General features: G+C 51.4%; 20 protein-coding genes and 1 other annotated feature. Of the genes, 10 read left to right on the plus strand and 10 right to left on the minus strand.

Annotated elements, in window-relative coordinates; translation table 11 throughout:
• Positions 1 to 320 precede the first annotated feature (320 nt).
• Positions 321 to 1,346, minus strand: coding sequence for a helix-turn-helix transcriptional regulator (locus ACGG9R_RS09505; RefSeq protein WP_390154382.1), 1,026 nt, complete (start codon positions 1,344 to 1,346; stop codon positions 321 to 323).
• Positions 1,347 to 1,548: 202 nt separating this feature from the next.
• Between ACGG9R_RS09505 and ACGG9R_RS09510 the strand changes: the two genes are divergently transcribed.
• The 4 genes from ACGG9R_RS09510 to ACGG9R_RS09525 all read left to right on the plus strand — a co-directional run bounded on the left by ACGG9R_RS09510 (position 1,549) and on the right by ACGG9R_RS09525 (position 4,872).
• On the plus strand, positions 1,549 to 2,094 hold the full coding sequence (locus tag ACGG9R_RS09510; protein ID WP_022105537.1) for a nitroreductase family protein: 546 nt from the start codon (positions 1,549 to 1,551) through the stop codon (positions 2,092 to 2,094).
• A 79-nt stretch (positions 2,095 to 2,173) separates the two neighbouring features.
• The gene (locus ACGG9R_RS09515) at positions 2,174 to 2,830 is read left to right on the plus strand and encodes a CpXC domain-containing protein (protein ID WP_390154385.1); all 657 of its coding nucleotides are present in this window, start codon (positions 2,174 to 2,176) and stop codon (positions 2,828 to 2,830) included.
• A 396-nt stretch (positions 2,831 to 3,226) separates the two neighbouring features.
• A complete protein-coding gene (locus ACGG9R_RS09520) occupies positions 3,227 to 3,904 on the plus strand; it encodes a transposase (protein WP_390154388.1) in 678 nt (225 codons plus the stop codon).
• On the plus strand, positions 3,901 to 4,872 hold the full coding sequence (locus ACGG9R_RS09525) for an IS3 family transposase (protein ID WP_390154390.1): 972 nt from the start codon (positions 3,901 to 3,903) through the stop codon (positions 4,870 to 4,872). The genes ACGG9R_RS09520 and ACGG9R_RS09525 overlap by 4 nt, the downstream gene beginning before the upstream one ends.
• Positions 4,873 to 5,002: 130 nt before the next feature.
• Here ACGG9R_RS09525 and leuB read toward each other — a convergent pair whose 3' ends face one another.
• The 4 genes from leuB to ACGG9R_RS09545 form a co-directional block, all read right to left on the minus strand.
• Entirely contained in the window at positions 5,003 to 6,076 is a 1,074-nt protein-coding gene (gene leuB / locus ACGG9R_RS09530; RefSeq protein ID WP_390154392.1) for a 3-isopropylmalate dehydrogenase, read from the minus strand.
• 1,168 nt (positions 6,077 to 7,244) lie between these two features.
• Complete coding sequence (locus ACGG9R_RS09535) at positions 7,245 to 7,739, minus strand: 3-isopropylmalate dehydratase small subunit (RefSeq protein ID WP_390154395.1); 495 nt, start codon at positions 7,737 to 7,739, stop codon at positions 7,245 to 7,247.
• Between the two features lies 1 nt (position 7,740).
• Positions 7,741 to 9,000 (minus strand): 3-isopropylmalate dehydratase large subunit, encoded by a 1,260-nt coding sequence (gene leuC, locus ACGG9R_RS09540; protein WP_390154398.1) that lies wholly within the window; start codon positions 8,998 to 9,000, stop codon positions 7,741 to 7,743.
• A gap of 57 nt (positions 9,001 to 9,057) precedes the next feature.
• Positions 9,058 to 9,267, minus strand: a binding site (T-box leader).
• A gap of 334 nt (positions 9,268 to 9,601) precedes the next feature.
• Complete coding sequence (locus tag ACGG9R_RS09545) at positions 9,602 to 9,865, minus strand: TIGR03905 family TSCPD domain-containing protein (protein WP_390154401.1); 264 nt, start codon at positions 9,863 to 9,865, stop codon at positions 9,602 to 9,604.
• 689 nt (positions 9,866 to 10,554) lie between these two features.
• Here ACGG9R_RS09545 and ACGG9R_RS09550 point away from each other — a divergent pair.
• Genes ACGG9R_RS09550 through iadA form a run of 3 tightly spaced genes read left to right on the plus strand, consistent with a single transcriptional unit; the run spans position 10,555 to position 12,931 of the window.
• A complete protein-coding gene (locus ACGG9R_RS09550) occupies positions 10,555 to 11,205 on the plus strand; it encodes a nucleoside recognition domain-containing protein (protein ID WP_390154404.1) in 651 nt (216 codons plus the stop codon).
• 12 nt (positions 11,206 to 11,217) lie between these two features.
• Positions 11,218 to 11,697 carry a YjiG family protein gene (locus ACGG9R_RS09555; protein ID WP_390154406.1) on the plus strand — a complete coding sequence of 160 codons (480 nt, stop codon included), beginning with the start codon at positions 11,218 to 11,220 and terminating at the stop codon, positions 11,695 to 11,697.
• Between the two features lie 40 nt (positions 11,698 to 11,737).
• A complete protein-coding gene (gene iadA, locus ACGG9R_RS09560; protein ID WP_390154409.1) occupies positions 11,738 to 12,931 on the plus strand; it encodes a beta-aspartyl-peptidase in 1,194 nt (397 codons plus the stop codon).
• 70 nt (positions 12,932 to 13,001) lie between these two features.
• Here the strand turns inward: iadA and ACGG9R_RS09565 are convergent, their stop codons facing one another.
• On the minus strand, positions 13,002 to 14,078 hold the full coding sequence (locus ACGG9R_RS09565) for a PLP-dependent aminotransferase family protein (protein ID WP_390154411.1): 1,077 nt from the start codon (positions 14,076 to 14,078) through the stop codon (positions 13,002 to 13,004).
• Positions 14,079 to 14,267: 189 nt separating this feature from the next.
• Here ACGG9R_RS09565 and ACGG9R_RS09570 point away from each other — a divergent pair, with 189 nt between their 5' ends.
• From ACGG9R_RS09570 to pdxT, 3 genes are all read left to right on the plus strand, one after another.
• Positions 14,268 to 14,825, plus strand: coding sequence for an ECF transporter S component (locus ACGG9R_RS09570; protein WP_022105548.1), 558 nt, complete (start codon positions 14,268 to 14,270; stop codon positions 14,823 to 14,825).
• 395 nt (positions 14,826 to 15,220) lie between these two features.
• Positions 15,221 to 16,099, plus strand: coding sequence for a pyridoxal 5'-phosphate synthase lyase subunit PdxS (gene pdxS, locus ACGG9R_RS09575; protein WP_390154414.1), 879 nt, complete (start codon positions 15,221 to 15,223; stop codon positions 16,097 to 16,099).
• A gap of 186 nt (positions 16,100 to 16,285) precedes the next feature.
• Positions 16,286 to 16,855, plus strand: coding sequence for a pyridoxal 5'-phosphate synthase glutaminase subunit PdxT (gene pdxT / locus ACGG9R_RS09580; protein ID WP_390154417.1), 570 nt, complete (start codon positions 16,286 to 16,288; stop codon positions 16,853 to 16,855).
• Between the two features lie 500 nt (positions 16,856 to 17,355).
• On the opposite strand, the gene ACGG9R_RS09585 is transcribed toward pdxT, so the two are convergent.
• From ACGG9R_RS09585 to ACGG9R_RS09600, 4 genes are all read right to left on the minus strand, one after another.
• Complete coding sequence (locus tag ACGG9R_RS09585; protein WP_390154420.1) at positions 17,356 to 18,117, minus strand: hypothetical protein; 762 nt, start codon at positions 18,115 to 18,117, stop codon at positions 17,356 to 17,358.
• Positions 18,114 to 18,851, minus strand: a complete 738-nt coding sequence (locus ACGG9R_RS09590; RefSeq protein ID WP_390154423.1) for a hypothetical protein — start codon at positions 18,849 to 18,851, stop codon at positions 18,114 to 18,116. The genes ACGG9R_RS09585 and ACGG9R_RS09590 overlap by 4 nt, the downstream gene beginning before the upstream one ends.
• A 161-nt stretch (positions 18,852 to 19,012) precedes the next feature.
• Positions 19,013 to 20,437, minus strand: coding sequence for an ISLre2 family transposase (locus tag ACGG9R_RS09595; protein WP_390151423.1), 1,425 nt, complete (start codon positions 20,435 to 20,437; stop codon positions 19,013 to 19,015).
• Positions 20,438 to 20,814: 377 nt separating this feature from the next.
• Positions 20,815 to 22,257 carry a nicotinate phosphoribosyltransferase gene (locus ACGG9R_RS09600; RefSeq protein WP_390154426.1) on the minus strand — a complete coding sequence of 481 codons (1,443 nt, stop codon included), beginning with the start codon at positions 22,255 to 22,257 and terminating at the stop codon, positions 20,815 to 20,817.
• Between the last annotated feature and the right edge of the window lie 208 nt (positions 22,258 to 22,465).

The raw sequence follows: 22,465 nt of genomic DNA on the forward strand, positions 1-22,465 counted from the left end.
TTCGGCGCGCCCCTTCTCCAAGGGGCTACTCGTATGGCATCTAATACCGTGCTTTCGTTTCTCTGCCTACGCATTTACTCGCATACGAGTGAGGCAAAGAGCCCACGGCTTCGCTTCCGATGACGATACGGAGTAGCGCTTTGCACAGTTGGCATACTGGTCGCTACGTAGAAGGGGTGCCTCTTCGTGCCACTCTATCCTGCGCCGTCTCCGAGGGCCTCTCAGTTGGCGTGTCATACCGTAACGTTCTTTTATACGCTCCCATTAAAAAATCCCGCCGGAGCTGGTGCTTCAGCGGGATCTTACAAACAACTCTCTTTCTACTGTTCAGTCTTCCCCATTTCACAGATTTTTCTTGCGGTATCGAGCCATTCCTGGCGGATGCTTTCCGGAGCGAGGACGTTGACGTTAGCGCCTTGGGAGAGGAGCCACATGAGGATGCCTTCGCCAAGGACGTCAGCGCTGATGCTCCAGCTGCCGTCGTCGCGCTTTCTTGCTTTCGCGGTGGGCAGCCGGTCGAGGACAGCTTCCAGGGAGAGGCCTTTGTAAATGAATTCGAGGTGGATCTTTTTCCCCGAGTACATGAACTGGACGCGGTTCTTGAATTCTCCTTCGCGGAAGCGGTCGATATAGGGCTCTTCGAAGGTCTTCTCTGTGTCGATGACGCTTGTCATGCGGTCCAAGCGATAGATCTTGAGCGGGCTGGTGGCACCGGTCTTGATGCCTCTGTCGGGACGGGCGGCGACGTAGAAATAGAATTCGGAGAACAGGATGCCGAGCGGACGGGCGGCGTGCGGGCTGCTGGTCTCTGCGCTGATTTTTTTATAATCGAATGCAATGACGTGGTGCTGGTGGATGGCACGCGTGATCTTCCAGAGAAGGTCCATGTCCGGATTCTTGTGATTGGGCTCTGCGTATTCGAAGAGTTCGTTCTTGATGTACTCATCGATCTCTGTCCGTTCTTCGGAGGAGGCCAGATTCTGCAGAAGGCGCTCAAGAAGTGCTTTCATTTCTACTTTATGGAAGGCTTTGCTCGAAAGGAGGATCTTGCAGACGGCGAAGAGCTCTCCGCTCGTGAGGTATTCTCCGCCTTCATTGATCATCTTGTAGACACCTTCCTCGCGGCTGTGAATGAGCCGGCGATGGATGCCGTCGCTTTCTTCCAAAGCGGCAAGGCAGCCGCGGATATCTGCGAAGTAGCGGCTGACGGTCCTCTCATTGACCTTGAGCTTGGCGGCAATCTCTTCTCTCGTGACGCCGCGGCCACGCATCAGTATATTCCATAAGCAGAGGATACGCTCTACTTTTCTGTCTTCCTTTAACAGGTTATTTCCTCTTCTAGGCATAAGTTACCACCTTTCTTTGAAGCCTATCTGCTTCCTATCAACTCTCATTTTATTTATTATACCGCAAGAAATCCAATTCTCCTACTTTTTTACTATCTGCTTTTCTCTTTTCTATGATATAGTAGGTGTATGTGTTAAAGGCAGGATGAGCGGATCGTGCGATCTCCGCTGCTGCCTGTTCAAAAAATGAGGAGGCGCATTTATGGATGCGATCAAATGTCTGATTTCCAGAAGAAGTATCAGGGAATATACGGATCAACCGGTCACGGAAAGAGATATAGAGGATATCGTCACGATGTCTCAGATGGCTTCGTGCTGGGAGAATACGCAGCCGATCCGCTATGTGGCGGTGCTGGATCAGGAGCTGAAGGATCGCCTGGCCAAGGAATGTACGGTGGATTTCCCCTGGAACACGGAGAATATCCATGCGGCACCGGCGCTCATCGTGCTCTGCATCGTGAAGGGGCTGTCGGGCTATGAGCCGGATGGATCGTTCTCTACGAAGAAGGGGACGCACTGGCAGTCTTTTGATGCGGGCGTCGCGGCTGCTCATTTCTGTCTGGCAGCGAATGCGCTGAAGTTCGGCACGCTCATCATGGGGCGCTATGAGGAGGATAAGGTGAAGGAGATCCTTTCTCTGCCGGAGGATTATGATGTGTCTGCGCTGATCGCGATCGGCCATCCGGCTGTCATTCCGGCGGCCAGTGAACGCAAGCCGTTGTCGGATGTATTGAGTGTAAGAAGCTAGGGAAACGCTGATTAAATCGCAGAGTCAGATTTAATCAGTGTTTCCCTAGTCAGCATTCCCTAAACCAAAGGAGTTTTTTATGGCTATTTTGACATTGACCTGTCCTGCCTGCCAGAAGCTGTTTTCCTTCACGACGCATCCTGCTTTTGATACCGGAGAGGATGCCTCGATCGCAGAGAAAGTGCGGACAGGCGAGGCATTCGTAGGCGCGTGTCCGCACTGTGGTCACGCGGAGCATTATTCTTATTCTTTCTTATATAAGGAAAGGGAAAGTCACGCGCTTCTCTACTACGCGGATAACGAGGAGGATTTCCGGAAGGCCTGCGCCATCATGACGGGACGCGATCCATCCGTACCGTGGGCAGGCATCGCTGACTGGAGCCGCCGTGTGGTGGCAAACCGTCAGGTGCTGCTGGAAAAGCTGCTGCTGCTTGACCTTCATCTGAATGACAGGGTCATAGAGATCATGAAGGTGCTGGCCCATTCCTTCCTGCAGAAGCAGAAGCCGGGTCTCTTGGTCGATGCCATCTGGTTCGAGCGCGGCGCGGACGGCCGCACGGGCTACTGCCTGTATCAGGATGGCAAGATCGTCTGCGCGTATGCGTTCGATGCTGCGATGTATGAGCAGGTGAAGCAGCAGCTCTCGCCTGCTTTTGCGGAAACGGAGCGTGAGGACATCCTGATCGATGCGTCCTGGGCAGCAAAGCTCTTAAAAAAGGCCGGCGTGGGAATGTAAGAGTGACTGGTATTGCGTTTTCTAAATAACTGGCATTTAAGTCAAATTCCGAATCAAGTGAGGAATTAGGAGTAAGGAGTGAGGAGTGAGGAGTGAAGGTACGGCGCATAAAATGAGGAAGCGCCGCGAAGTTTTATATAAAATAATGTACAAACTGTTTTATATAATGAGGGGTATTGGGGCACTCTATGAATTGTGTATTGTGTGTCCCTTCCAGCACTTTGCACTTCTCACTAAGTCCAGAAGTTAAAAAATCGCAATACCAGGGAAACACTGATTAAATCACAGAATCAGTGTTTCCCTAGTGACTGGCACACAAAAAGCCGAACGAAAATGATATGATCCCCCTAAAGCAGACAAGGTAAATAACCAAACTGCTTTAGGGGGATTTTTTTAATGGCCAAAAGGAAACATTCAGCAGATTGGATGCTTGCCAGAGTGAGAGAATATCTTTCCGGCAAAGGATCTTACCGACAAATCGCCAGAGCGAATGGGATATCCGAGCAGAGTCTTCGTGACTGGGTAAGGAAATACGAGAAACAGGGCGAGGCCTCTTTCATAGAAAGAGCTGGGAACGCAAGCTACAGCAAGGAATTCAAGGCAAGCTGCGTCCTTGCCGTGCTACGTGGCGAGGGCAGCGTTGACGACATCGTAGCCAAATACAACATTTCAAGCCGTTCCGTTCTCCGGCACTGGATGAAGCAGTATAATGACCATATAGAACTTAAGGACTACGATCCAAAACGGGAGGTCTATATGGCAGAAGCAAGAAAGAAAACATCGCTTTCGGAGCGCAAGGAGATTGTGGAGTATTGTCTATTGCATGGCAAGAACTACAAGGACACCGCCGCGCGCTATGACGTCTCCTACAGTCAAGTATACGATTGGGTGAGGAAATACGCTGCTAACGGGGAGGATGGCCTTATCGACCGGCGCGGACATCATAAAACCGACGAAGAAGTTGACGAGATGGAACGCCTCCGGCGTGAGAACCAGCGCTTGAAACGGCAGCTTGAGGAACAGAAGAGGCTGGTCTATTTCTTAAAAAAATTGAAAGCCCTAGAAGGGAGGTGAAACTCGGCAGGCTGCGCCATGCCACAATCTATGAAGCAATCCAACAGTGCCACGCAGAAAAGGACTGGGGCATTTGCTGGCTGTGTGGTCAGGTCGGTATTACGAGAGCATCCTATTATCAATGGCTGAAGCGAGATGTCCCAAAAGCGGAAAAAGAAAACGAGATCATCGCTCAACTGATCCAAGAGTATGATGAACGATTCCACCACATCCTGGGCTATCGGCGCATGACTGATTGGATCAATCGCCTGAACCACACGCATTACAGCAGGAACCGCATCCACCGGCTTATGAAGGAGCTCAATATCCATTCCGTGATCCGGTGCAAGAAGGCAAAATACAGAAGGGCCACACCAGAAGCCACATCAGAGAACATCCTTCACAGGGGTTTTCAGGCAGAACGACCGAACCAGAAGTGGGCAACGGACGTGACAGAATTCAAATGGTACGAAGGATCAGTCGTTAAGAAGCTCTATTTGAGCGCCATCCTCGATCTCTATGATCGGTCGATTGTCGCCTACGTCATAAGCGGACGCAATGACAATAAGCTGGTGTTTGACACATTTGAGCAGGCGATTCACAAAAATCCGGAAGCACACCCGCTGTTCCACAGTGACAGGGGGTTCCAGTATACCAGTAAAGCATTCCAGTTCAAGCTCTCGAAGCAGGGTATGGAGCAATCCATGTCCCGCGTTGGGCATTGCATCGACAATTGCCCAGTGGAAGGTTTCTGGGGAATTGTGAAGACAGAGATGTATTCCCTGAATAAGTTCAGCAGCGGCGGCGAGCTGCGTTCGGCCATCGACCAATACGTCCATTTTTACAATTACGAACGTTTTCAGGAACGATTTGGAGTAAGGACGCCAATGGAAGTTCGCATGGCAGCTCTGCACACGAAGAACCCGGAACAGTTCCCGATTACCGAGAACAAACGTATTCAGAAATACAAAGCGAAATTCGCGGCATAACAAAATGCCGCAAGTCCCATGCTGATGCTAAAACACCAACATGGAATTTGCGGCTATAATTTTTTAGATATTTGCCATGTCTACATTGACAGGGGCTGATCAAAATCGTTCGGCTTTTTGTGTGCTTATATTACTGGATGCGTGCGAGAATGGCGTCGGTCATGCCGCGGCCATTGACTTTCTTCATGCCTTCTTTGTAGATGTCACCGGTGCGGTAGCCGTCATCGAGGGCCTGATTGACAGCAGCTTCAATGGCATCAGCGGCTTTATCTTCATTGAGGGAGTAGCGAAGGAGCATGGCAGCGGAAAGGATGGTCGCGATCGGATTCGCAATGCCTTTGCCTGCAATGTCCGGAGCCGAGCCATGGATCGGTTCATAGAGGCTGGTCTCATTGCCGATAGAGGCAGAGGGGAGCATGCCGATAGAGCCGGAGAGGACAGCGGCTTCATCAGAGAGGATGTCGCCGAAGAGATTTCCTGTGACGACGACGTCGAAGAAGGACGGATGGATGGCGAACTGCTGCGCGCAGTTGTCGACATACATATGGTCGAGCTGAACATCCGGATAGTCCTCGTCATGGATCTTGATGACGGTGCGTCTCCAGAGGCGGGAGGTCGCAAGAACATTGGATTTGTCGACGCTGGTCACGTGACCATGACGCTTGCGGGCCGCTTCCATGGCGAAGCGGGTGATGCGGTCGACTTCCGGCACAGAGTAGTTTTCCAGATCCCAGGCTCTTTCTGCGCCGTTATGGATCTCGGATTCGCAGCGGTCGCCGAAGTAAATGCCGCCAACGAGCTCACGGACGATCATGATATCGGTGCCTTTGGCAATTTCCGGTTTCAGCGGAGAATACTCGATCATGGAGTCCTGGATCTTCACGGGACGGAGGTTTACATAAAGACCAAGCGCTTTTCTCAGGCCGAGGATGGCTTTTTCCGGACGGAGCGACGGCTCCAAGTGATCCCACTGGTCACCGCCGACAGCACCGAAGAGGATGGCGTCTGCCTTCTTGCAGGCATCAATGGTATCCTGCGGCAGCGGTTCACCGAATTTGTCGTAGGCTGCGCCGCCTGCATCTTTCCATTCATAGGTAAGGCCGATCTTGTAAATGTCATCGATCTTCTTCAGGACTTCGACAGCCGCATCGGTGATCTCTGTACCGATGCCGTCACCAGGGATGACAACGATGTGTTTGGGCATAATATATTTCTCCTTATCAAACAATGAGGGTAGTGGTCAGGGATTAGAAGTGACTGGTGACTTAAATACCACCTTCGGGCATCGCCCATTATATTTGCGGCGAAGCCGCCACCTTCACTCCTCACTCCTAATTCCTCACTCCTCACTTTACAATACAGAATTACTGCATTTCCCCTTTACGTAGTTTTGGTGCAACACATAAAAATCAGAAGCGCCTCGAAATCATCGTGCTTCGCGCGGGCCAACCCCTTGCCCTTCTGGCGTTCCCCTTCCAAGAGCAATGCTATTAAGTTAAGGAAAATGTTAGCGCCGTAACGACTTGCTTCCCCCCCTTCGGGGGAAGTGCCGAAGGCAATATGTGCAAGCGAACTGGATTTTTAGGAGCGTAGCGACGCTAAAATCCAGTGAGACGCCATTTCGAGCGCAGCGAGATGGGGCATGCTAACGGCATAACGCTCCATGTTGAATAGTCCTATGCTATCGATATTCCAACATTTTCAGGCAATACCGCTACGTAGCCCCCTCAGCCCTCTGGGCAGCTCCCCCGATGGGGAGCCAAGAATGATCTGCCGCTTAACTTAATAGCATTACTTCCAATGGAAGGGGATAGGAACCTGAAGTTTGAAGTTTGAAAGCAGGGATGAGCAGCTAGGGATTAGGAGCCTCAAGTGACTGGTGACTTAAATACCATCTTCGGGCATCGCCCATTATATTTGCGGCGAAGCCGCCACCTTCACTCCTCACTCCTAATTCCTCACTTATTACAATGCAGAATTACTGCATTTCCCCTTTACGTAGTTTTGGTGCAGCACATAAAAATCAGAAGCGCCTCGAAATCATCGTGCTTCGCGCGGGCCAACCCCTTGCCCTTCGGGCGTTCCCCTTCCAAGGGAAGGGGGATGGGAACCTGAACCTCTAAGTTTGAAAACAGAAAATAGCCATCTTCCCTTTATATGCATCCTCATAGGTTAAACAGGTTCTGAAGGTTCAAAAGGTTCACAGGTTTCTCATCTTTCGTAAATACCGTATATTCTAAAACTCCGCGGCGCTTCCCTATGATGATGCGCCGCACCACCCCCGTTGAACCCATAGAACCTGCTCCCCCTCTTTCATTCCCAATCAAGGAACAGGACGTCCCCGAGGCTAACCTTGAACCCGACAACCCTTCTTATTTCTTTTTCGCTTTGACGTAGTTGATGAGTCCGCCCGCTTTGGCGATATCCTGGATGAAGCCCGGAAGCGGCGGCGCCTGAAAGGTATCCCCGGTGGTGAGGTTTTCGATCTTGCCGGTGGAGATATCGATGCGGAGCGTATCGCCTGCGTGGATCTTCTCGACGTCATCTCCGATTTCCAGAAGCGGCAGACCTACATTGATACCGTTTCTGTAGAAGATACGGGCAAAAGACGATGCAATGACGACGGGTACACCGCTTGCTTTGATGGCGACAGGCGCATGTTCGCGCGAGGAGCCGCAGCCGAAGTTTTTGCCGCCGACCATGATGTCGCCGGCTTTGACATTCTCCGCGAAGGTAGGGTCGATATCCACCATGCAGTGCTTGGATAGTTCCTTCGGATCGAAGGTATTCAGGTAACGGGCCGGAATGATGACGTCCGTGTCGATGTTGTCGCCGTAGCGCCAAACCTTTCCTTCTAATACTGCCATGTTATTTGACCTCCTTCGGTACCGCAATACGTCCTAAGATAGCGCTGGCCGCTGCCACCTGAGGGCCTGCCAGATAAATTTCAGAATCGGTCGGTCCCATGCGGCCGATAAAGTTTCTATTCGTGGTGGATACGCATTTCTCTCCATTCGAGAGGATCCCCATGTAACCGCCAAGGCACGGGCCGCAGGTCGGTGTAGACACGGCACATCCGGCATCGATGAAGGTCTCGATGAAGCCGGCATGCATGGCCTGCAGGTAAATAGTCGGTGTCGCCGGGATGACGATGCAGCGGACATTCGGATGGACTTTATGCCCCTTGAAGATGCGGGCTGCGATAGCCAGATCTTCGAGACGGCCGTTCGTGCAGGATCCGATGACCACCTGATCGATCTTGATCTCTCCGAAGGTGCCGATGACCTTCGTATTTTCCGGCAGGTGCGGGAAGGAAACGACCGGCTTCATAGAGGAAAGATCGATCTCTACGACGCGGGAATAGTGCGCGTCTTCATCTGCCTCGACGACGTCGAACGGCTTATGGTAGCGCCCCTCGATGTAAGCGATGGTCTTTTCATCGACAGGGAAAATGCCGTTCTTTCCGCCGGCTTCGATCGCCATATTCGCAATGGTGAAACGGTCGGTCATGGAAAGGGAATGGACGCCCGGGCCGGTGAATTCCAGCGACTGGTACAGCGCGCCATCGACGCCGATCATGCCGATCAATGTCAGGATGACATCCTTACCGGTGATGTCCCCCGGCTTCGTGCCGGTCAGAACGACCTTGATCGCATCCGGCACTTTGAACCATGCTTCGCCGGTCGCCATGGCAACACCAAGATCGGTAGAACCGACGCCGGTAGAGAAGCCGCCCAGCGCGCCGTAGGTGCAGGTATGAGAGTCCGCACCGATAGTGACCATGCCGGGCCCTACGAGGCCTTTTTCCGGAAGCAGCGCATGCTCGATACCGACACGCCCCTGCTCGAAATAATTGACAATGCCGTTTTCATGCGCAAAGTCACGGACGATCTTCGCAAGTCCGGCAGACTTGATATCCTTTGCCGGCTGGAAATGATCCGGAACGAGAACGATCTTCTCCTTGTCGAATACCGGGACACCGATGCGCTTGAATTCCGCAATGGACGGCGGCGCGGTGATATCATTCGCCATGACCAGGTCAAGGCGGCAGTTGATCAGATCCCCTGCTTTCACAGAATCGACACCGGCATGCTTGGCCAGGATCTTCTGTGTCATTGTCATACCCATACTATTTCCTCCTCTGCAATCTCCCACTTTTGCTGCAATAAAAAAATCTTCCGTCTCGCAAGAGACGAAAGATTCGCGGTACCACTCTTATTCATATTTCTGCAGAAATATGCACTCTGTCTGATAACGGTCAGGTTCCGGCGAGGCCTACTCTCTTCAGCCTGCGACTCGAGGATGAGTTCGATGAAATGCTCCTGCCATTTCCCACCTTCCAATGGCTCTCTATAAGCGAGCAGTCTCTCTACTACTTCCTGTCCCTGTCTTTCTGGGATATGGTGATACTGTAGCATAGAACGCGGGAAAATGCAAATAAAAAATGAGGGGCTCAGGGGTATCCTATGGAAGGCTCGTCCACTGATTATGGATGAAAGCTCTGCTCGAATGAGAAATGTAGGTGGCGGCTTCGCCGCAAGTGTATATGGGCGATGCCCGAAAGGCTCTTGATAACAGGCTTCCCGTTTGGAATTCCCTATCATCGACCGCCGGACCGCAAACGAAAAAGATTTCTCGCTTTCGCTCGAAATGACGATACGAGAGAGTCTGCTGTCTCCCAGTCACCAGTCACTAGCCACTAAAGAAACGGCGCATGCGCGCCGTTTCTTTATTTCTCATCTGCCTTTTTCATGGCTTCGATCAGTGCATGAGCAAGCTGATCGGCACAAGAGGTCTGCTTGTCACGGCAGGTATTGCCGAGCAGGATATCCGCCGCTTCCTTTGCGCTGCGGCCTTCGAGGAGCTTGCCGATCGCTGCCAGATTGCCCGGGCAGCCGCCCTCAAAATGAAGGTGGTGAATGAGACCCTCTTCAAGGTCAAAGGTAATTTTTCTTGCACATACGCCCTGCGGGGTGAATTCGAAGCTCTGCATAATGATTTCTCCTTTCAAGATCGCTCTCACGATTCCTCTCTATTGTACTGGAGAATGGGGATCCGTGCAAGAAAAAAGAAGCCGAGTGAACATAGGAAAGCCTGTCATCAACAGAAAGTACCTCTTCACGCAAAGATCTGACACGTTGAGGATGATAAAGGGAACGCTTACTAAGCCCTCCTATACGTTAGCAAGACCTTGACTGTAGCGGGAAGCAATGCTATCATAAATTTTAATTTTTAAAATGTTATCAGAAAATACCATTACATATGAATAAATTTATTTTTAAATCGTGCAATGAGACCACCTTTAGATCGTTTTTTGGTCTAAAAGTGGCCTTTTAAGGAGGTGGTAGGTCTTTTGGCAGCAATCATGTGGCTATTGCTGTATCCGTGAAGCAAAACCCAAAATTCCATCATTCTGGTTTTGCTTTTACACCCCAACAAAAGATATATGATACATTGGCTTATATCTTGGGAAACGCTGATTAAATAGCAGAGCCGGATTTCATATGGATTTTTATACATAGCTTCGTCATCATCTTCCTTAAATAGCTCGCTATTCGCGTCAGATGATTCCTTGCTCTGTATAAAAATCCAAGAATGAAATCAGTCAACAATTTAATCAGTGTTTCCCTTGCATGTATCTCTAGTTTTTGGTATCGAAAATAAAGGTTAAAGGTGAATTGTATGAAACAAGATAGTAACAACAAAAATGGTACACCACAAATTCACGTCCCCTGGTATGGTTATGTCGCTTTTTTGATGGCCGTTTTAATGTTTTCGGGGATCTTCTCTTCTGCAGACGGCCCGCTAAAGGTATTAGACTTTAATGTTTTGGCCGGAAGCTTTGGCAATATAACCGGGGAGCAGGCCACCAACTTCCGCGGAATTGGCGGTAATGGCGCAAAAGATGGATTCATGTTCGCATTGACTTTGATTCCAGCCGTTATTTTGGCGCTGGGATTGGTAAATGTCATTGATGGACTCGGCGGACTGCGTGCTGCAGAAAAATTAATGACTCCTATCTTAGAGCCATTGCTGGGTGTACCAGGCGTTACAGCTCTTGCAAATATTGCTAATTTGCAGAGCACAGATGCTGCAGCAGGCATGATCAAGGAATTAGTGGATAACGGAAAACTCACCGACAAGGAAAGAAGCATCGTTATCACTTATCAAACAAGCGGCAGCGCCGGATTAACCAATTATTTCTCTTCTGGCGCAGCTACATTCGCTATTTTGGGAACGCCGATCATTGTACCTTTGCTCGTTATTTTAGTTTTTAAAATTGTTGGTGCAAATTTGATGCGTCTGTACTTAAAAATGTTCTGTAAAGATTAAAGAAGGAATATAATGGAAAATATGACCGAAGAACACAAGAAAAATGTCCTGGACCTTTTCGTAGAAGGCGCTCGCAAGGGATTCACTATTGGCACCACCAGTTTGTTACCCAATGTAATTATGGCATTTGTCATTATTCGAATTTTGGACGTAACAGGACTGCTCCATTTGATTGGCGTGGCCTTTCAGCCTATAATGGGACTGTGGGGACTTCCCGGCGAAGCAGCCACTGTGATTATAGGTTCTCTCATGAGCATGGGCGGAGCCATTGGTATCTTAATGAGCTTATTCACGCAGGGCATTATGGATCCTATCCAGGTCACTGTGATGGTTCCCGGTATTTATCTGATGGGAAACCCTGTTCAAAATGTGGGACGTTGCCTCGGCATTTCCGGTGTGAACAGTCGCCACTATTTTGCGATCATTATGATCTGCTTAATAAACACCTTGTTGTCCATTTGGGCTATGCGTTTAATCATGCTCTTCTTCTAAATGTGGTTGAGCAAAATTGTAATAGGAGGACTGATCTGCTATGGAAAATTCAAAACCATTTTTTAAGCTTCTGAAAAATGTTCATGTATTTGCACCAGAGGATAAAGGCATACAAGACATTCTGATCGCTGGCGAAAAAATCGCTGCTATGGGTAAAGATTTATTTTTACCGGCTGTTTATCAGTGTCAAGTCATTGAGGGGAATGGCCTCATCGCTGTTCCTGGATTTATGGATGCCCATGTTCACATTATCGGCGGTGGCGGAGAAGGCGGTTTTCAGACCCGTACACCAGAGATTCAATTAAGCAAGATCACAACCGCTGGTGTTACTACGGTATTTGGACTTCTTGGTACAGACGGAATCACGCGCCATGTAGAAAGCTTACTGGCAAAGGCTCGCGGTTTGGAAAATGAAGGTATCAGTACATACATCTATTCCGGTTCTTATGAGATGCCCACTCCTACGATCACAGGGAGCGTGCGACGCGATATCGTTTTAATTGATAAAGTCATCGGCACCGGTGAGATCGCCATGAGCGATCATCGTTCTTCTCAGTCCCCCGTATCGGCATATCGCGAGATTACGGCAGAAGCGCGAGTAGGTGGTATGCTAAGCGGTAAAGCCGGCGTTGTAAATATGCACATCGGTGATGGTACAGATGGCCTCAAGTATTTGAGAGAAATCACTGCCAATGGAGAATTGCCTAAGACGCAGGTGATTCCAACTCATGTAAACAGAAATAAACATCTCTTTGCGGATGCCATTAATTGGGCAAAAAGTGGCGGTCTGATGGACTTTACCAGCAGTATTGCTCCTAAAGATGACGATGATCCGGTCGTCAAAACAAGTAAGGGGATTCGCCAAGCCTTAGATGCAGGGGTACCATTGCGTCAGATTTCTGTCAGCTCTGACGGTAACGGAAGCATGCCAATTTTTGATGATAGCGGCAATAACATTGGTGTTGGCGTGGCAAATGAAGATTCCCTGTTAAAAGAATTCAGAGATCTGGTGCAAGAAGAAGGATTATCTTTATCCGATGCCCTGACTGTATTTACCAGCAATGTAGCTCAAAACACGAAATTGTATCCCAAGAAAGGATGCTTAGCTGAAGGAAGTGATGCAGATATTCTACTTCTTGACGACAAATTGCAATTGAATGCTACATTTGCACGCGGGCAGCAGATGGTCAAAGATGGTAAAGCCATCGTATTTGGCACCTTCGAAGAGCATTAAAAGCTATCTAATAAGCCAGTGACTCACCTAGTGACGCATCAATGGTATACCATTGAGTGTCACTAGGTTTTTATATGGAGGAAACGCTCGCCCGCAGCCGTCTCCTCCGCCGGACCCGGTTGATGTGCCTTTCAAAATGGCCCTGACTGATGAATTCAGCGAGTACGAGCTGGTCAAAGACGGGGACGGTACAGGAGTAGAAGCCCACGCGCATCTGATAGAGAGGGACCATCTGCGGCGGGAGGACCAGGTAGCCCGTGCGGATGGAGGGCGCGATGGTTTTCGAGAAGCTATTCATATAGATGACGTGTCCCTCCGACTCCATAGAGAAGAGCGTATCCTCCGGCTTGGAGAGAAGGGTAAACTCGGAATCGAAATCATCTTCGATGATCATGGCATGACGCTCACGGGCAAAGCGCAGATACTCGGCCCTCTTCGAGGCCGTCGCCGTGATGCCGGAGGGATAGCTGTTGAAGGGCGTCACATGGAGTACCCTCGCGCGGGTGCGGATGAGCTCGCTCGTTTCTATACCGTTCTTCCCCATCCTGAGCTTATCGATAGAGATCCCGTTCGCCCGATATACCTGCTCGATCTTCTGGTAGGACGGGTCTTCCAGTGCATAGATCTGTCCCTGTCCAAGCACCTGTATATTCAATCCATAGAGGTACTCCGCGCCCGACCCGATCAGGATCTGCTCGGGAGAGACGCGCATATGGCGGCTTCTTGCGAGATAGGAGGCGATCGCACGCCGCAGCTCTTCGCAGCCATGGTTCGGCGAAGGATCCAGGATCTTTTCTCCATACGCGGAAAGTACGCTGCGCATCGTGCGTGCAAAGATGGAAAAAGGAAAAAGGTCTCTTTCTCCGGCCTCGCGCTGTTCTGTCTTCGTGCGGGCGATATCCATCGAGCGGCTCATCGGACGGGGATCTGCCGCTCCATAGTTATCCATCTCGCGGAAGACGACGAAGTATCCGCTTCGTTCCCGCGGCTCCACGTAGCCTTCCTCGACAAGAAGATCATAGGCGTGCGCCACCGTGATGAGGCTGACACCCTGCGCCTCTGCGGTCTGCCGCTTCGAAGGAAGCTTGGCTCCGTAGCCATAGACGCCATTCGTGATAGCATCTCGAATGGAAAGATAAAGAGTCATGTAGGCGGTCATGAGGAGGATCCTTTCGTAAAATAGTGACTAGTGACTGGTGACTAGTAGCTAGGGATTAGGGAATAGGGATGATGGTCAGCTCCATCTGGTCCTACTTTTTTGTATCATTTTGGTGATTTTTATATATCCAGTTTCATAGTATAATGCAAACATCCAGATACAGCAAGGAGAATTCTCATGACAAACGAAGAAACACTGACCACACATTCCCTTTCCGTCCACACGAAGCACAATACGCGCTGGCTCACCATCTGCGGTCTTTTGATGGCGATCAATGTCGGACTTTCGTCTTTCGGTCTGCCCGTCCCGGGCGGTCACCTGTACCTGAACGACATCGTGATCGTCGCAGCGGCGCTCATGCTCGACCCGCTGGGAGCCTTCCTCGTCGGCGGCGTCGGCGCATTTTTGGGAGACTTCTTCTTCTACCCACTCCCGATGTTCGTCTCACTCGTCACTCACGGTCTGCAGGCCATGGCGATTTCCTACATCGCGCACCACGCTTTTCCGGCAAAGCCGAAGCTCTCTACGGTGATCGCTGTCCTCGTCGGCGCCGTCATCATGGTCGTCGGCTATTCCCTTGGCCGCGCCTATGTCTACAGTACGCCTGCCTATGCATGGATCAAGCTGCCGTATGAGATCCTGCAGGCACTCTTCGGCGTCATCGTCGGCCCCTTCCTCGTATGGAAATGGAAGCTGAACGAGCATGCCAAAAAGCTGATCGACGGGAAATGGTAACGAGCCTCCCCCACAATTTCACATAAAAAGAAGACGCGAGATCCGCCGGATCCCCTGCTCTTCTTTTTAATTGACCCTTTTTCAGGATGACTCGCCATCAAGGGGCTAGGGATGAGTGGCTAGGGATGAGGGATTAGGGATGAGAAGCAAGCGGTGATTGAAGTAGCGCAGTCAGCATGCTAACCGTTCTGCAAGGTGGATCGAGGGCTACGCTCGAGATGACGACGGCGCGAAGCGCTATCAAAACTCCGCGGCGCTTCATTATTTTTTGCGCCGCACCTTCCCCGCTGAACCTCTTTCGCACGCAATCAAAGGGCAGCGGCTACCCCTGACCCCTGACTCCTGAACTTTGAACCCATCAACCTTCCCCCATTATTTTGAAAGGACTCTCTATCATGAAAAACAATGAACGCTATGAACTGAACAAAGAACTCGCCCAGATGCTGAAAGGCGGCGTCATCATGGACGTCACCACACCGGAGCAGGCAAAGATCGCGGAAGCAGCCGGCGCTGCAGCCGTCATGGCACTGGAACGCATCCCTGCCGACATCCGCAAAGCGGGCGGCGTATCCCGCATGAGCGATCCGAAAATGATCAAGGGCATTCAGGAAGCCGTCTCCATCCCTGTCATGGCGAAATGCCGCATCGGTCACTTTGTCGAAGCGCAGATCCTCGAGGCCATCGAGATCGACTACATTGATGAAAGTGAAGTCCTCTCTCCGGCTGACGATGTTTACCACATCGACAAGCACCAGTTCAAGGTGCCATTCGTCTGCGGCGCACGTGATCTCGGTGAAGCCCTTCGCCGTATCGCAGAGGGCGCTTCCATGATCCGTACCAAGGGTGAACCGGGTACCGGCGATATCATTCAGGCGGTACGCCACATGAGAAAGATCAATACCCAGATCGCTTCCATCGCCTCGCTGCGCACGGATGAGCTCTTCGAAGCAGCCAAGCAGCTGGGCGTCCCCTATGACCTCGTCGTCTATGTCCATGACCACCAGAAGCTCCCGGTCGTCAACTTTGCGGCCGGCGGCGTAGCTACTCCGGCGGATGCCGCACTCATGATGCAGCTCGGCGCAGAAGGCGTCTTCGTCGGCAGCGGCATCTTCAAGTCCGGCGATCCGGCGAAACGTGCTGCCGCTATCGTGAAGGCAGTCACCAACTACCAGGATCCGGAGATCCTGGCGGAGCTCTCCACCGACCTCGGCGAAGCTATGGTCGGCATCAATGAAGATGAGATCCAGCTCCTCATGGCCGAACGCGGAAAATAATTTTTTAGTGGTCACTGAGTGACTGGTGACTAGGGACTGGTGACTTACAAGCTACTTTCGGTCATCATCCTATTTATACTCCGCGGCGCTTCTGTTTTTTATGCGCCGCACCACCACTCCTCATTTCTCACTCCTCACTCCTCACTCCTCACTTCTCTGTTAGCTACGTGTTAGAAAGGCCAAAGCATGAAACATATCGCCATCCTCGCCCTTCAGGGCGCATTCATCGAGCATGAACGAATGCTCACAAAGCTCGGAGCTTCCTGCTTTGAGATACGAAACCGGAAGGATCTCGAGCGCCCTATGGACGGGCTCGTCCTTCCCGGCGGGGAAAGCACCGTGCAGGGAAAGCTTCTCAAGGATGAGGGACTTTTCGCACCGCTCCAAGACAAGATCAGAGCAGGGCTTCCTGTCCTTGCCACCTGCGCCGGCATGATCCTCCTCGCGGAGCATCTGGAAAATGATGCGAATACCTGGTTCGCTACGCTTCCTGTGACGGTTCGCAGAAATGCCTATGGCCGCCAGCTCGGAAGCTTCATCACCACAGCGCCGGTCAAAGGCGCGGGCGACGTGAAGATGAATTTCATTCGCGCCCCCTACATCGCCTCTGCATCGCCTGACGTGGACATCCTCTCGACCGTGGATGACCACATCGTCGCTGTCCGCTATGGAAAGCAGCTCGCACTTTCCTTCCATCCCGAGGTCGGACATGATGACCGCATGCACCGGCTGTTTCTTGATATGATCGGTGACTAGTGACTGGGCTTATGGCTAGGAGCCTTACGTGAATAGGGAAGAGAAACCGCGCCAAAGGCGCTCGGATGCTCTCATAAATCGCCTGCTTGAGACGCTCCTTCCCACTCTCTTTTATATCGCCAGTGCCCTATCCGCCCCTTCGGGGCACCTTCCCCTCGAGGGGAAGGCTGACGATACGAGAATACCGTCATCCAAAATACGGCGAAGCCGCCACCTTCATTCCTCACTCCTCACTCCTCATTCGGGCCGAGCTTTCAAACGTAATCAAAGGACGGCACACCCCATGGGGCTGACCACTAAAAAAGACGTCATGACGCTTTCGCATCGTGACGTCTTTTTTAGGAAACACTGATTAAATCATTGTCAGATTTCATTCTTGGATTTTATACAGAGCAAGGAATCATCTGACGCGAATAGCGAGCTATGTAAGGAAGATGATGACGAAGCTATGTATAAAAATCCATATGAAATCAGACTCTGCGATTGAATCAGCGTTTCCTTTATTTCATGGATCTCAATATCTCATAGCTGGCCTGATCGAGTGCATCCTTCTGGCTCTGGAAGCCGAGGAAGAGAAGGCTTCGGTAGCCTTCGCCCGTCTTGGCAAGGAAGCCACGCATATAGAGAGGGATCGCCCATCCGTCCGCGACCAGATAGGGTGAAAGGGCAAAGCCGTAGGTCTTGGGTTGGCTGAGTACCTTGTGCAGCTGCTCCACATGCATCATACTGACGCCCATGAGGTCATAGGGGATGGGCTCGCCGGTCGCCTCGCGCGTCCCTTTGGCGGTCTGCAGAAAGATGTTGTTCAGCATCGTTTCCGCCTCCATCAGACCGATATTGAAGTGGAGCATGCGCTGCCCCGCCGCCGGAGTAAAGCCCTCTGGCAGGAACATGTCGTGGAAATAGGCCTCTGCCGCTTCCCCTTTCATTTCCATCCCGAAAGCGATGACGGACGCATCCTGCTTCTTCCCGGGAAGGAAGAGCAGCCCCGCAGAGGGATGTGGATCTGCGGAGAGGTGAAAGGGCGTAAAGGTCATCCCTTTGGGAAGATTTCCATCTCCCAGAAATCCCCGGCTCTCGGGCATGAGTGCGAGAAGCTCTTCCATCGGCAGCGGCTCCATGACTTTGGCAGCCGCCGTGCTGACGCTCTCTCCCTGTGCGAGAGGAGACGCCGCCGAGATGCCGTCCATACCGTCTGCGTGAGACAGTCCGCCCGTCAGAAGGAGGGCGACGCCCAGGCAGAGCGAAAGCATGCGTTTCATTTTTCAGCTCCTGCCAGCGCCTTGTCGACGATGGGTTCTAAATACGCGCCAGACGCCTGATCCGCCGCGAGAAGGGTATAGGTCGTCATGCCCTTATCCTTGTGAATGATCGCTTTCAAATAGACCGGAAGCGTGAAGCCGTCACGGATGATGGAGATCTGTGCGCTGCCCGTGCTGTAGGCGAGCCCCTTCTTCGACGTCTTGTCCGCCCAGTCCGAGTGCGCCTTCACTGTGAGCTGTCCATGCGTCATCGCCAGAAGAGGAGCGAGCTCTTTGGCTTCCGCCTGATTGTCCTTTACCGCCTTCTTCGACTGGGTATCGAGCGCCGCGCTATAGAGGGCGAGCTTCATCTCATCGGCATCTGAGAGCGCGATCGAGACGACCATCCCCTGATAGCAGATGCCTTTGTCCTCGCTTCTCACCTGATAGAGCTTGCCGCGGCGCAGTACATCGACCGCCATCTGTGCCACGTCATGAGAGTAGGCTTCGTTCTTTGGGAAAAGATTCTCCTTCTTGATCGCCTCTTCCACAGTCGTCACCGCTTTGTCCTCCATGAGCCAGTCATGCAGCTGGCTGCCGAAGAAAGAGCGCTTTCCGTCAAAGACGCTGACCTTCTCGCCAAGGTCGAGCTTTTCGCCGCCGGACAGAACCATCGAGTCTGCGTCCGCTGTCAGGACACCGCCTGCCAGCGCCAGAGATGTCATGGAAATCGTCATCCATTTCGAAAGTTTCATCTATGTCACCTTTCTTTCAGGAAATATGTGGGAGTTCGTGCCTCTATTATAGCATAGTTGGGGGTTCGGGGTTCAAGGTTCGGGGTTAGCCATAAGTGTCAAGTTTTCCTCGGTAATTCATTTGACTGTCGATAATTACTATCTCCGTGGCTTCGGTTTAATCAGTATTTCTGTATTGCTCTGGCAAGTCTTCCCATGGGGGAAGAAGAAGCTCCATAAATGCCTATACGCCCTTCCAGGCATCCTGGCCTATAGTTTCTCATTCTGCGCTCTGCCTGCACCACGGCTTTGTGCATGGCTCTATCCATCTTTTTGTAGCTCTTCCCATTAGCATGGTACAAGAGGGCTTGCGTAAGCGTCTTATTCTTCCGGGCGGTCAGTACCCAGACCATGCACTCCATTCCTTCGCTGGACCAGCTCCGCCCCTGCCGTTTCATGCGATAGCTGTAGAACCGGTGATTCGTTTCTGCAGTACCCAAGTGGATTTCTGTATGGATGCCGCGCTGGCTCAGGCTTGGGATATAGGGAGCATTTCTTTCCAGATAGCTTTGCAGTTTGTTTACCTCCTCCAAATCCGCCTCTGTTCGGGCGCAGCTCCGGGCAGTGTCCATCCATACGGGAATCCGTTTCATAATATCGTCGGTCTGGTGAAACTCTCGGATCATACGGTCTACCAGTTCCCTCTTGCAGAAGCTGAGCCGGGTCCGGATCTTTTCATGTACATGATAGCAGTCACGGAAGTGCTGGTGATCCAGGCAGCCTTCTACCATTTGCTCAAAGTCCTGAAACTGGTACCCGGACCCTCCATCCCCATTCGATAGCACCGTGGTCTTAGACAGGTCATAGTGCCCATGCAGATAGCTTGCTGCCATTGCAAAAAGTTCTTTCCTGCTGGTGGACGCAAAACAGCGAAGTCCTACCAGTTCTGTCCTGTTGCCATTTTTCCTGACTCCTTCGTATACCTGGAGGCGATGCACCTCCGAGACCTCGCCTTTCTTCTTGTTTTTGAGGATGATTCCATCCCCTTCAATCGCTATAATCTCCGGCTGTACTGGCTTTTTATCCTTCTTCTCTTCTACGAATGCTTTTTCGTAAGCCTTTGCCTTCTTACCGGCATAATTCTTAAGTGAGATAACGGACTGATGGGAGATGGTAATCCCTGCCAGGTTTTGCAGGAGTTCACTGGCACTGCGGGATGTCGTAATTGCGACAGACTCGACAATCCGCTCAATCATTCCCAGGCTGTAGTGCTTTCTGGACTCAAAGCCCATTTTGCAGTCCAGGGGATAGAAGCTCTTCCCTTCTTTCTGCAGAAGTCTTCGGGTATAGGTCAGCTCTCCATAGCGGCAGCAAATCGTCCTAGGGTCCCGGCGTGCCACACGCCACCCCTGTACCTTGTAAATCTGATACAGCTCAGTGTCAATACGCGCCAGAGCCATAGCTATAAGCTGACAGTTCATTTCAGTGAGCCAATGAGTTAGCTTCCTTTCAGCCTCGATAGAGTCATCAGATTTCTTAATGAGAGAAATGACTGCACCAATTGCATTTTCACTCCAAATTTCTCCAGTTTTTGTTATAATATCCATGAGGAAAGCCCTTTCTTTGTTTTATTTGTGCACGGAAATTATAACATTTCCACTCAAAGGGAGGCTTTCCTCTTTTATTGTTTCTGGAAAAATTCCCCTACCGAGTAAAATTTTACACTAAGGGGTTAGCCCGGGGGGCGTGCTGCCCTTTGATTACGTTTGAAAGCTTCGCTTGAATGAGAAATTAGAAATGCGAAATGCGAAATGGTGGAGCGGCGCATAAAAATCAGAAGCGCCGCGGAGGTTTGAAATTAGCGATTTTCTCGTATCGCAAACCTAATCCCCAGCTACTAATCCCTAGTCACCAGTCACTCCTAATCCCTGCTTTCGAACTTAGCCCTAAACCAACAAAAGAGCCAGCTTCCGCTGGCTCTTTCTTATTTCTTGAGATCCTTTTCAATGATCTCACTCTTCAGCTGCTGCAGGGCATCGGAGAGATTCACTTCCATGATATTTGGATTCAGAAGGCGGGTATATTCTGGCCAAAGGGTCTCCATCTGCTCATTCGCATATGCGATGGTTTCCGGAAGCGTCGGGAGCTTGACGGCTTCCCCCTTCTGCATGACGGGCTTCAGCATTTCCACACAGGTGTACGTGCCAGCTTTCAGCTCCTTACGGCGCCACTTGGCCGACTCGGTGACGAGTGTGTAATCGCCGCCGTCCGGCATCGGTTCGCTGGTGAGGCAGACGAGATCCGTGATCATCTTGCCATTCGATTTCTTGTAGAAACGACGTACCTCCTTGATGCCCGGATTCGTCATCTTGGCGACATCGTTGGAGATCTTCATCACCGGCTCGAAGATGCCGTCTTTTTCTCTGGCGCTCATCTTGAAGACGCCGCCCAGGGATGGAGAGCCGTCCGCCGTGATAATCTTCGTGCCGACGCCCCAGCTGGTGACGGTGCAGCCCTGCTCCTTCAGGGACTGGATGAGGTATTCGTCAAGATCATTCGAACCGGAAATGATGGCATCCGGGAATCCGGCCTCCGTGAACATGCGCTTGGCTTCCTTGGAAAGGTAGCCGAGGTCACCGCTGTCGATACGGATGCCGTAGACCTTCGGTAGCTCGCCCTTGGCTTTCAGCTCTTTGAAGATCTGGATCGCATCCGGCACGCCCATCTCCAGCACATTGTAGGTATCGGCCAGCAGGATGAGATTGCTGTGATACTGCTTCACATATTCTTCGAAGGCTTCGATCTCGGTGTCAAAGCTCATGATCCAGCTGTGAGCCATCGTGCCGAGGACCGGGATGCCGAAGAGCTTTCCTGCTTCGACATTCGAGGTGCCGTTAAATCCGCCGATCATAGCCGCTCTCGCGCCCCACAGTCCGGCAGAATGGCCCTGCGCGCGGCGCAGGCCAAATTCCATCAGCGCATCCTTGCCCGCAACGGTGCGCACACGGCGCGCCTTCGTCGCGATGAGGCTTTCATGGTTCATGATCATGGAGAGGCCTGTCTCCATCAGCATCGCCTCTGTCGTGGTGCCATGGAAACGGAGCAGGAGCTCGCCGGGGAATGCGACCGTGCCTTCCGGCATGGCATAGATGTCTCCCGTGAAGCGGAAATCGGCCAGGTAGTCCAAAAATTCCGGATAGAAGATCCCAAGGCTCTTGAGGTAGGCGATGTCATCGGCATCGAAACGGAAATTTTCAGCAAATTCCTGCAGGTGCGTGAGCCCTGCGACCACGGTATAGCCGCCATTGAAAGGATTCTTGCGATAGAAACGGTCAAAGACCACGCGGCGTTCATGCATGCCCTTTTTGAAGAGCGCATTCGCCATGGTCAGCTGGTATAAGTCTGTAATAAGTCCATTGGCAGCCATTATTTGTATCTCCTTTATATGAAAGTGGATCATCGAGATCATCATGAAACGGAGAAGAGACGCCGATCCTCTCTTCATTGTCAAGACAATATGTCTTTAGCAGTCAAGTATAGCACCTATGGGAAAAGTGTCAAGGGAAACAGGGTGAGCCCGTGGGATGGCTCGCCCTTTGATTCCGTTTGTAAGCATCGCTTGAATAAGAAATTAG

The organism is Dialister sp. i34-0019-2H8 (assembly GCF_042846925.1).
Classification (GTDB): Bacteria; Bacillota; Negativicutes; order Veillonellales; family Dialisteraceae; genus Dialister.

Excerpts from the sequence above, each read along its gene's own strand:
- ACGG9R_RS09505 (WP_390154382.1), bottom strand. The coding sequence starts at position 1,346 with ATGCCTAGAAGAGGAAATAACCTGTTAAAGGAAGACAGAAAAGTAGAG.
- ACGG9R_RS09510 (WP_022105537.1), top strand. The coding sequence starts at position 1,549 with ATGGATGCGATCAAATGTCTGATTTCCAGAAGAAGTATCAGGGAATAT.
- ACGG9R_RS09515 (WP_390154385.1), top strand. The coding sequence starts at position 2,174 with ATGGCTATTTTGACATTGACCTGTCCTGCCTGCCAGAAGCTGTTTTCC.
- ACGG9R_RS09520 (WP_390154388.1), top strand. The coding sequence starts at position 3,227 with ATGGCCAAAAGGAAACATTCAGCAGATTGGATGCTTGCCAGAGTGAGA.
- leuB (WP_390154392.1), bottom strand. The coding sequence starts at position 6,076 with ATGCCCAAACACATCGTTGTCATCCCTGGTGACGGCATCGGTACAGAG.
- ACGG9R_RS09535 (WP_390154395.1), bottom strand. The coding sequence starts at position 7,739 with ATGGCAGTATTAGAAGGAAAGGTTTGGCGCTACGGCGACAACATCGAC.
- leuC (WP_390154398.1), bottom strand. The coding sequence starts at position 9,000 with ATGGGTATGACAATGACACAGAAGATCCTGGCCAAGCATGCCGGTGTC.
- ACGG9R_RS09545 (WP_390154401.1), bottom strand. The coding sequence starts at position 9,865 with ATGCAGAGCTTCGAATTCACCCCGCAGGGCGTATGTGCAAGAAAAATT.
- ACGG9R_RS09550 (WP_390154404.1), top strand. The coding sequence starts at position 10,555 with ATGAAACAAGATAGTAACAACAAAAATGGTACACCACAAATTCACGTC.
- ACGG9R_RS09555 (WP_390154406.1), top strand. The coding sequence starts at position 11,218 with ATGGAAAATATGACCGAAGAACACAAGAAAAATGTCCTGGACCTTTTC.
- iadA (WP_390154409.1), top strand. The coding sequence starts at position 11,738 with ATGGAAAATTCAAAACCATTTTTTAAGCTTCTGAAAAATGTTCATGTA.
- ACGG9R_RS09565 (WP_390154411.1), bottom strand. The coding sequence starts at position 14,078 with ATGACTCTTTATCTTTCCATTCGAGATGCTATCACGAATGGCGTCTAT.
- ACGG9R_RS09570 (WP_022105548.1), top strand. The coding sequence starts at position 14,268 with ATGACAAACGAAGAAACACTGACCACACATTCCCTTTCCGTCCACACG.
- pdxS (WP_390154414.1), top strand. The coding sequence starts at position 15,221 with ATGAAAAACAATGAACGCTATGAACTGAACAAAGAACTCGCCCAGATG.
- pdxT (WP_390154417.1), top strand. The coding sequence starts at position 16,286 with ATGAAACATATCGCCATCCTCGCCCTTCAGGGCGCATTCATCGAGCAT.
- ACGG9R_RS09585 (WP_390154420.1), bottom strand. The coding sequence starts at position 18,117 with ATGAAACGCATGCTTTCGCTCTGCCTGGGCGTCGCCCTCCTTCTGACG.
- ACGG9R_RS09590 (WP_390154423.1), bottom strand. The coding sequence starts at position 18,851 with ATGAAACTTTCGAAATGGATGACGATTTCCATGACATCTCTGGCGCTG.
- ACGG9R_RS09595 (WP_390151423.1), bottom strand. The coding sequence starts at position 20,437 with ATGGATATTATAACAAAAACTGGAGAAATTTGGAGTGAAAATGCAATT.
- ACGG9R_RS09600 (WP_390154426.1), bottom strand. The coding sequence starts at position 22,257 with ATGGCTGCCAATGGACTTATTACAGACTTATACCAGCTGACCATGGCG.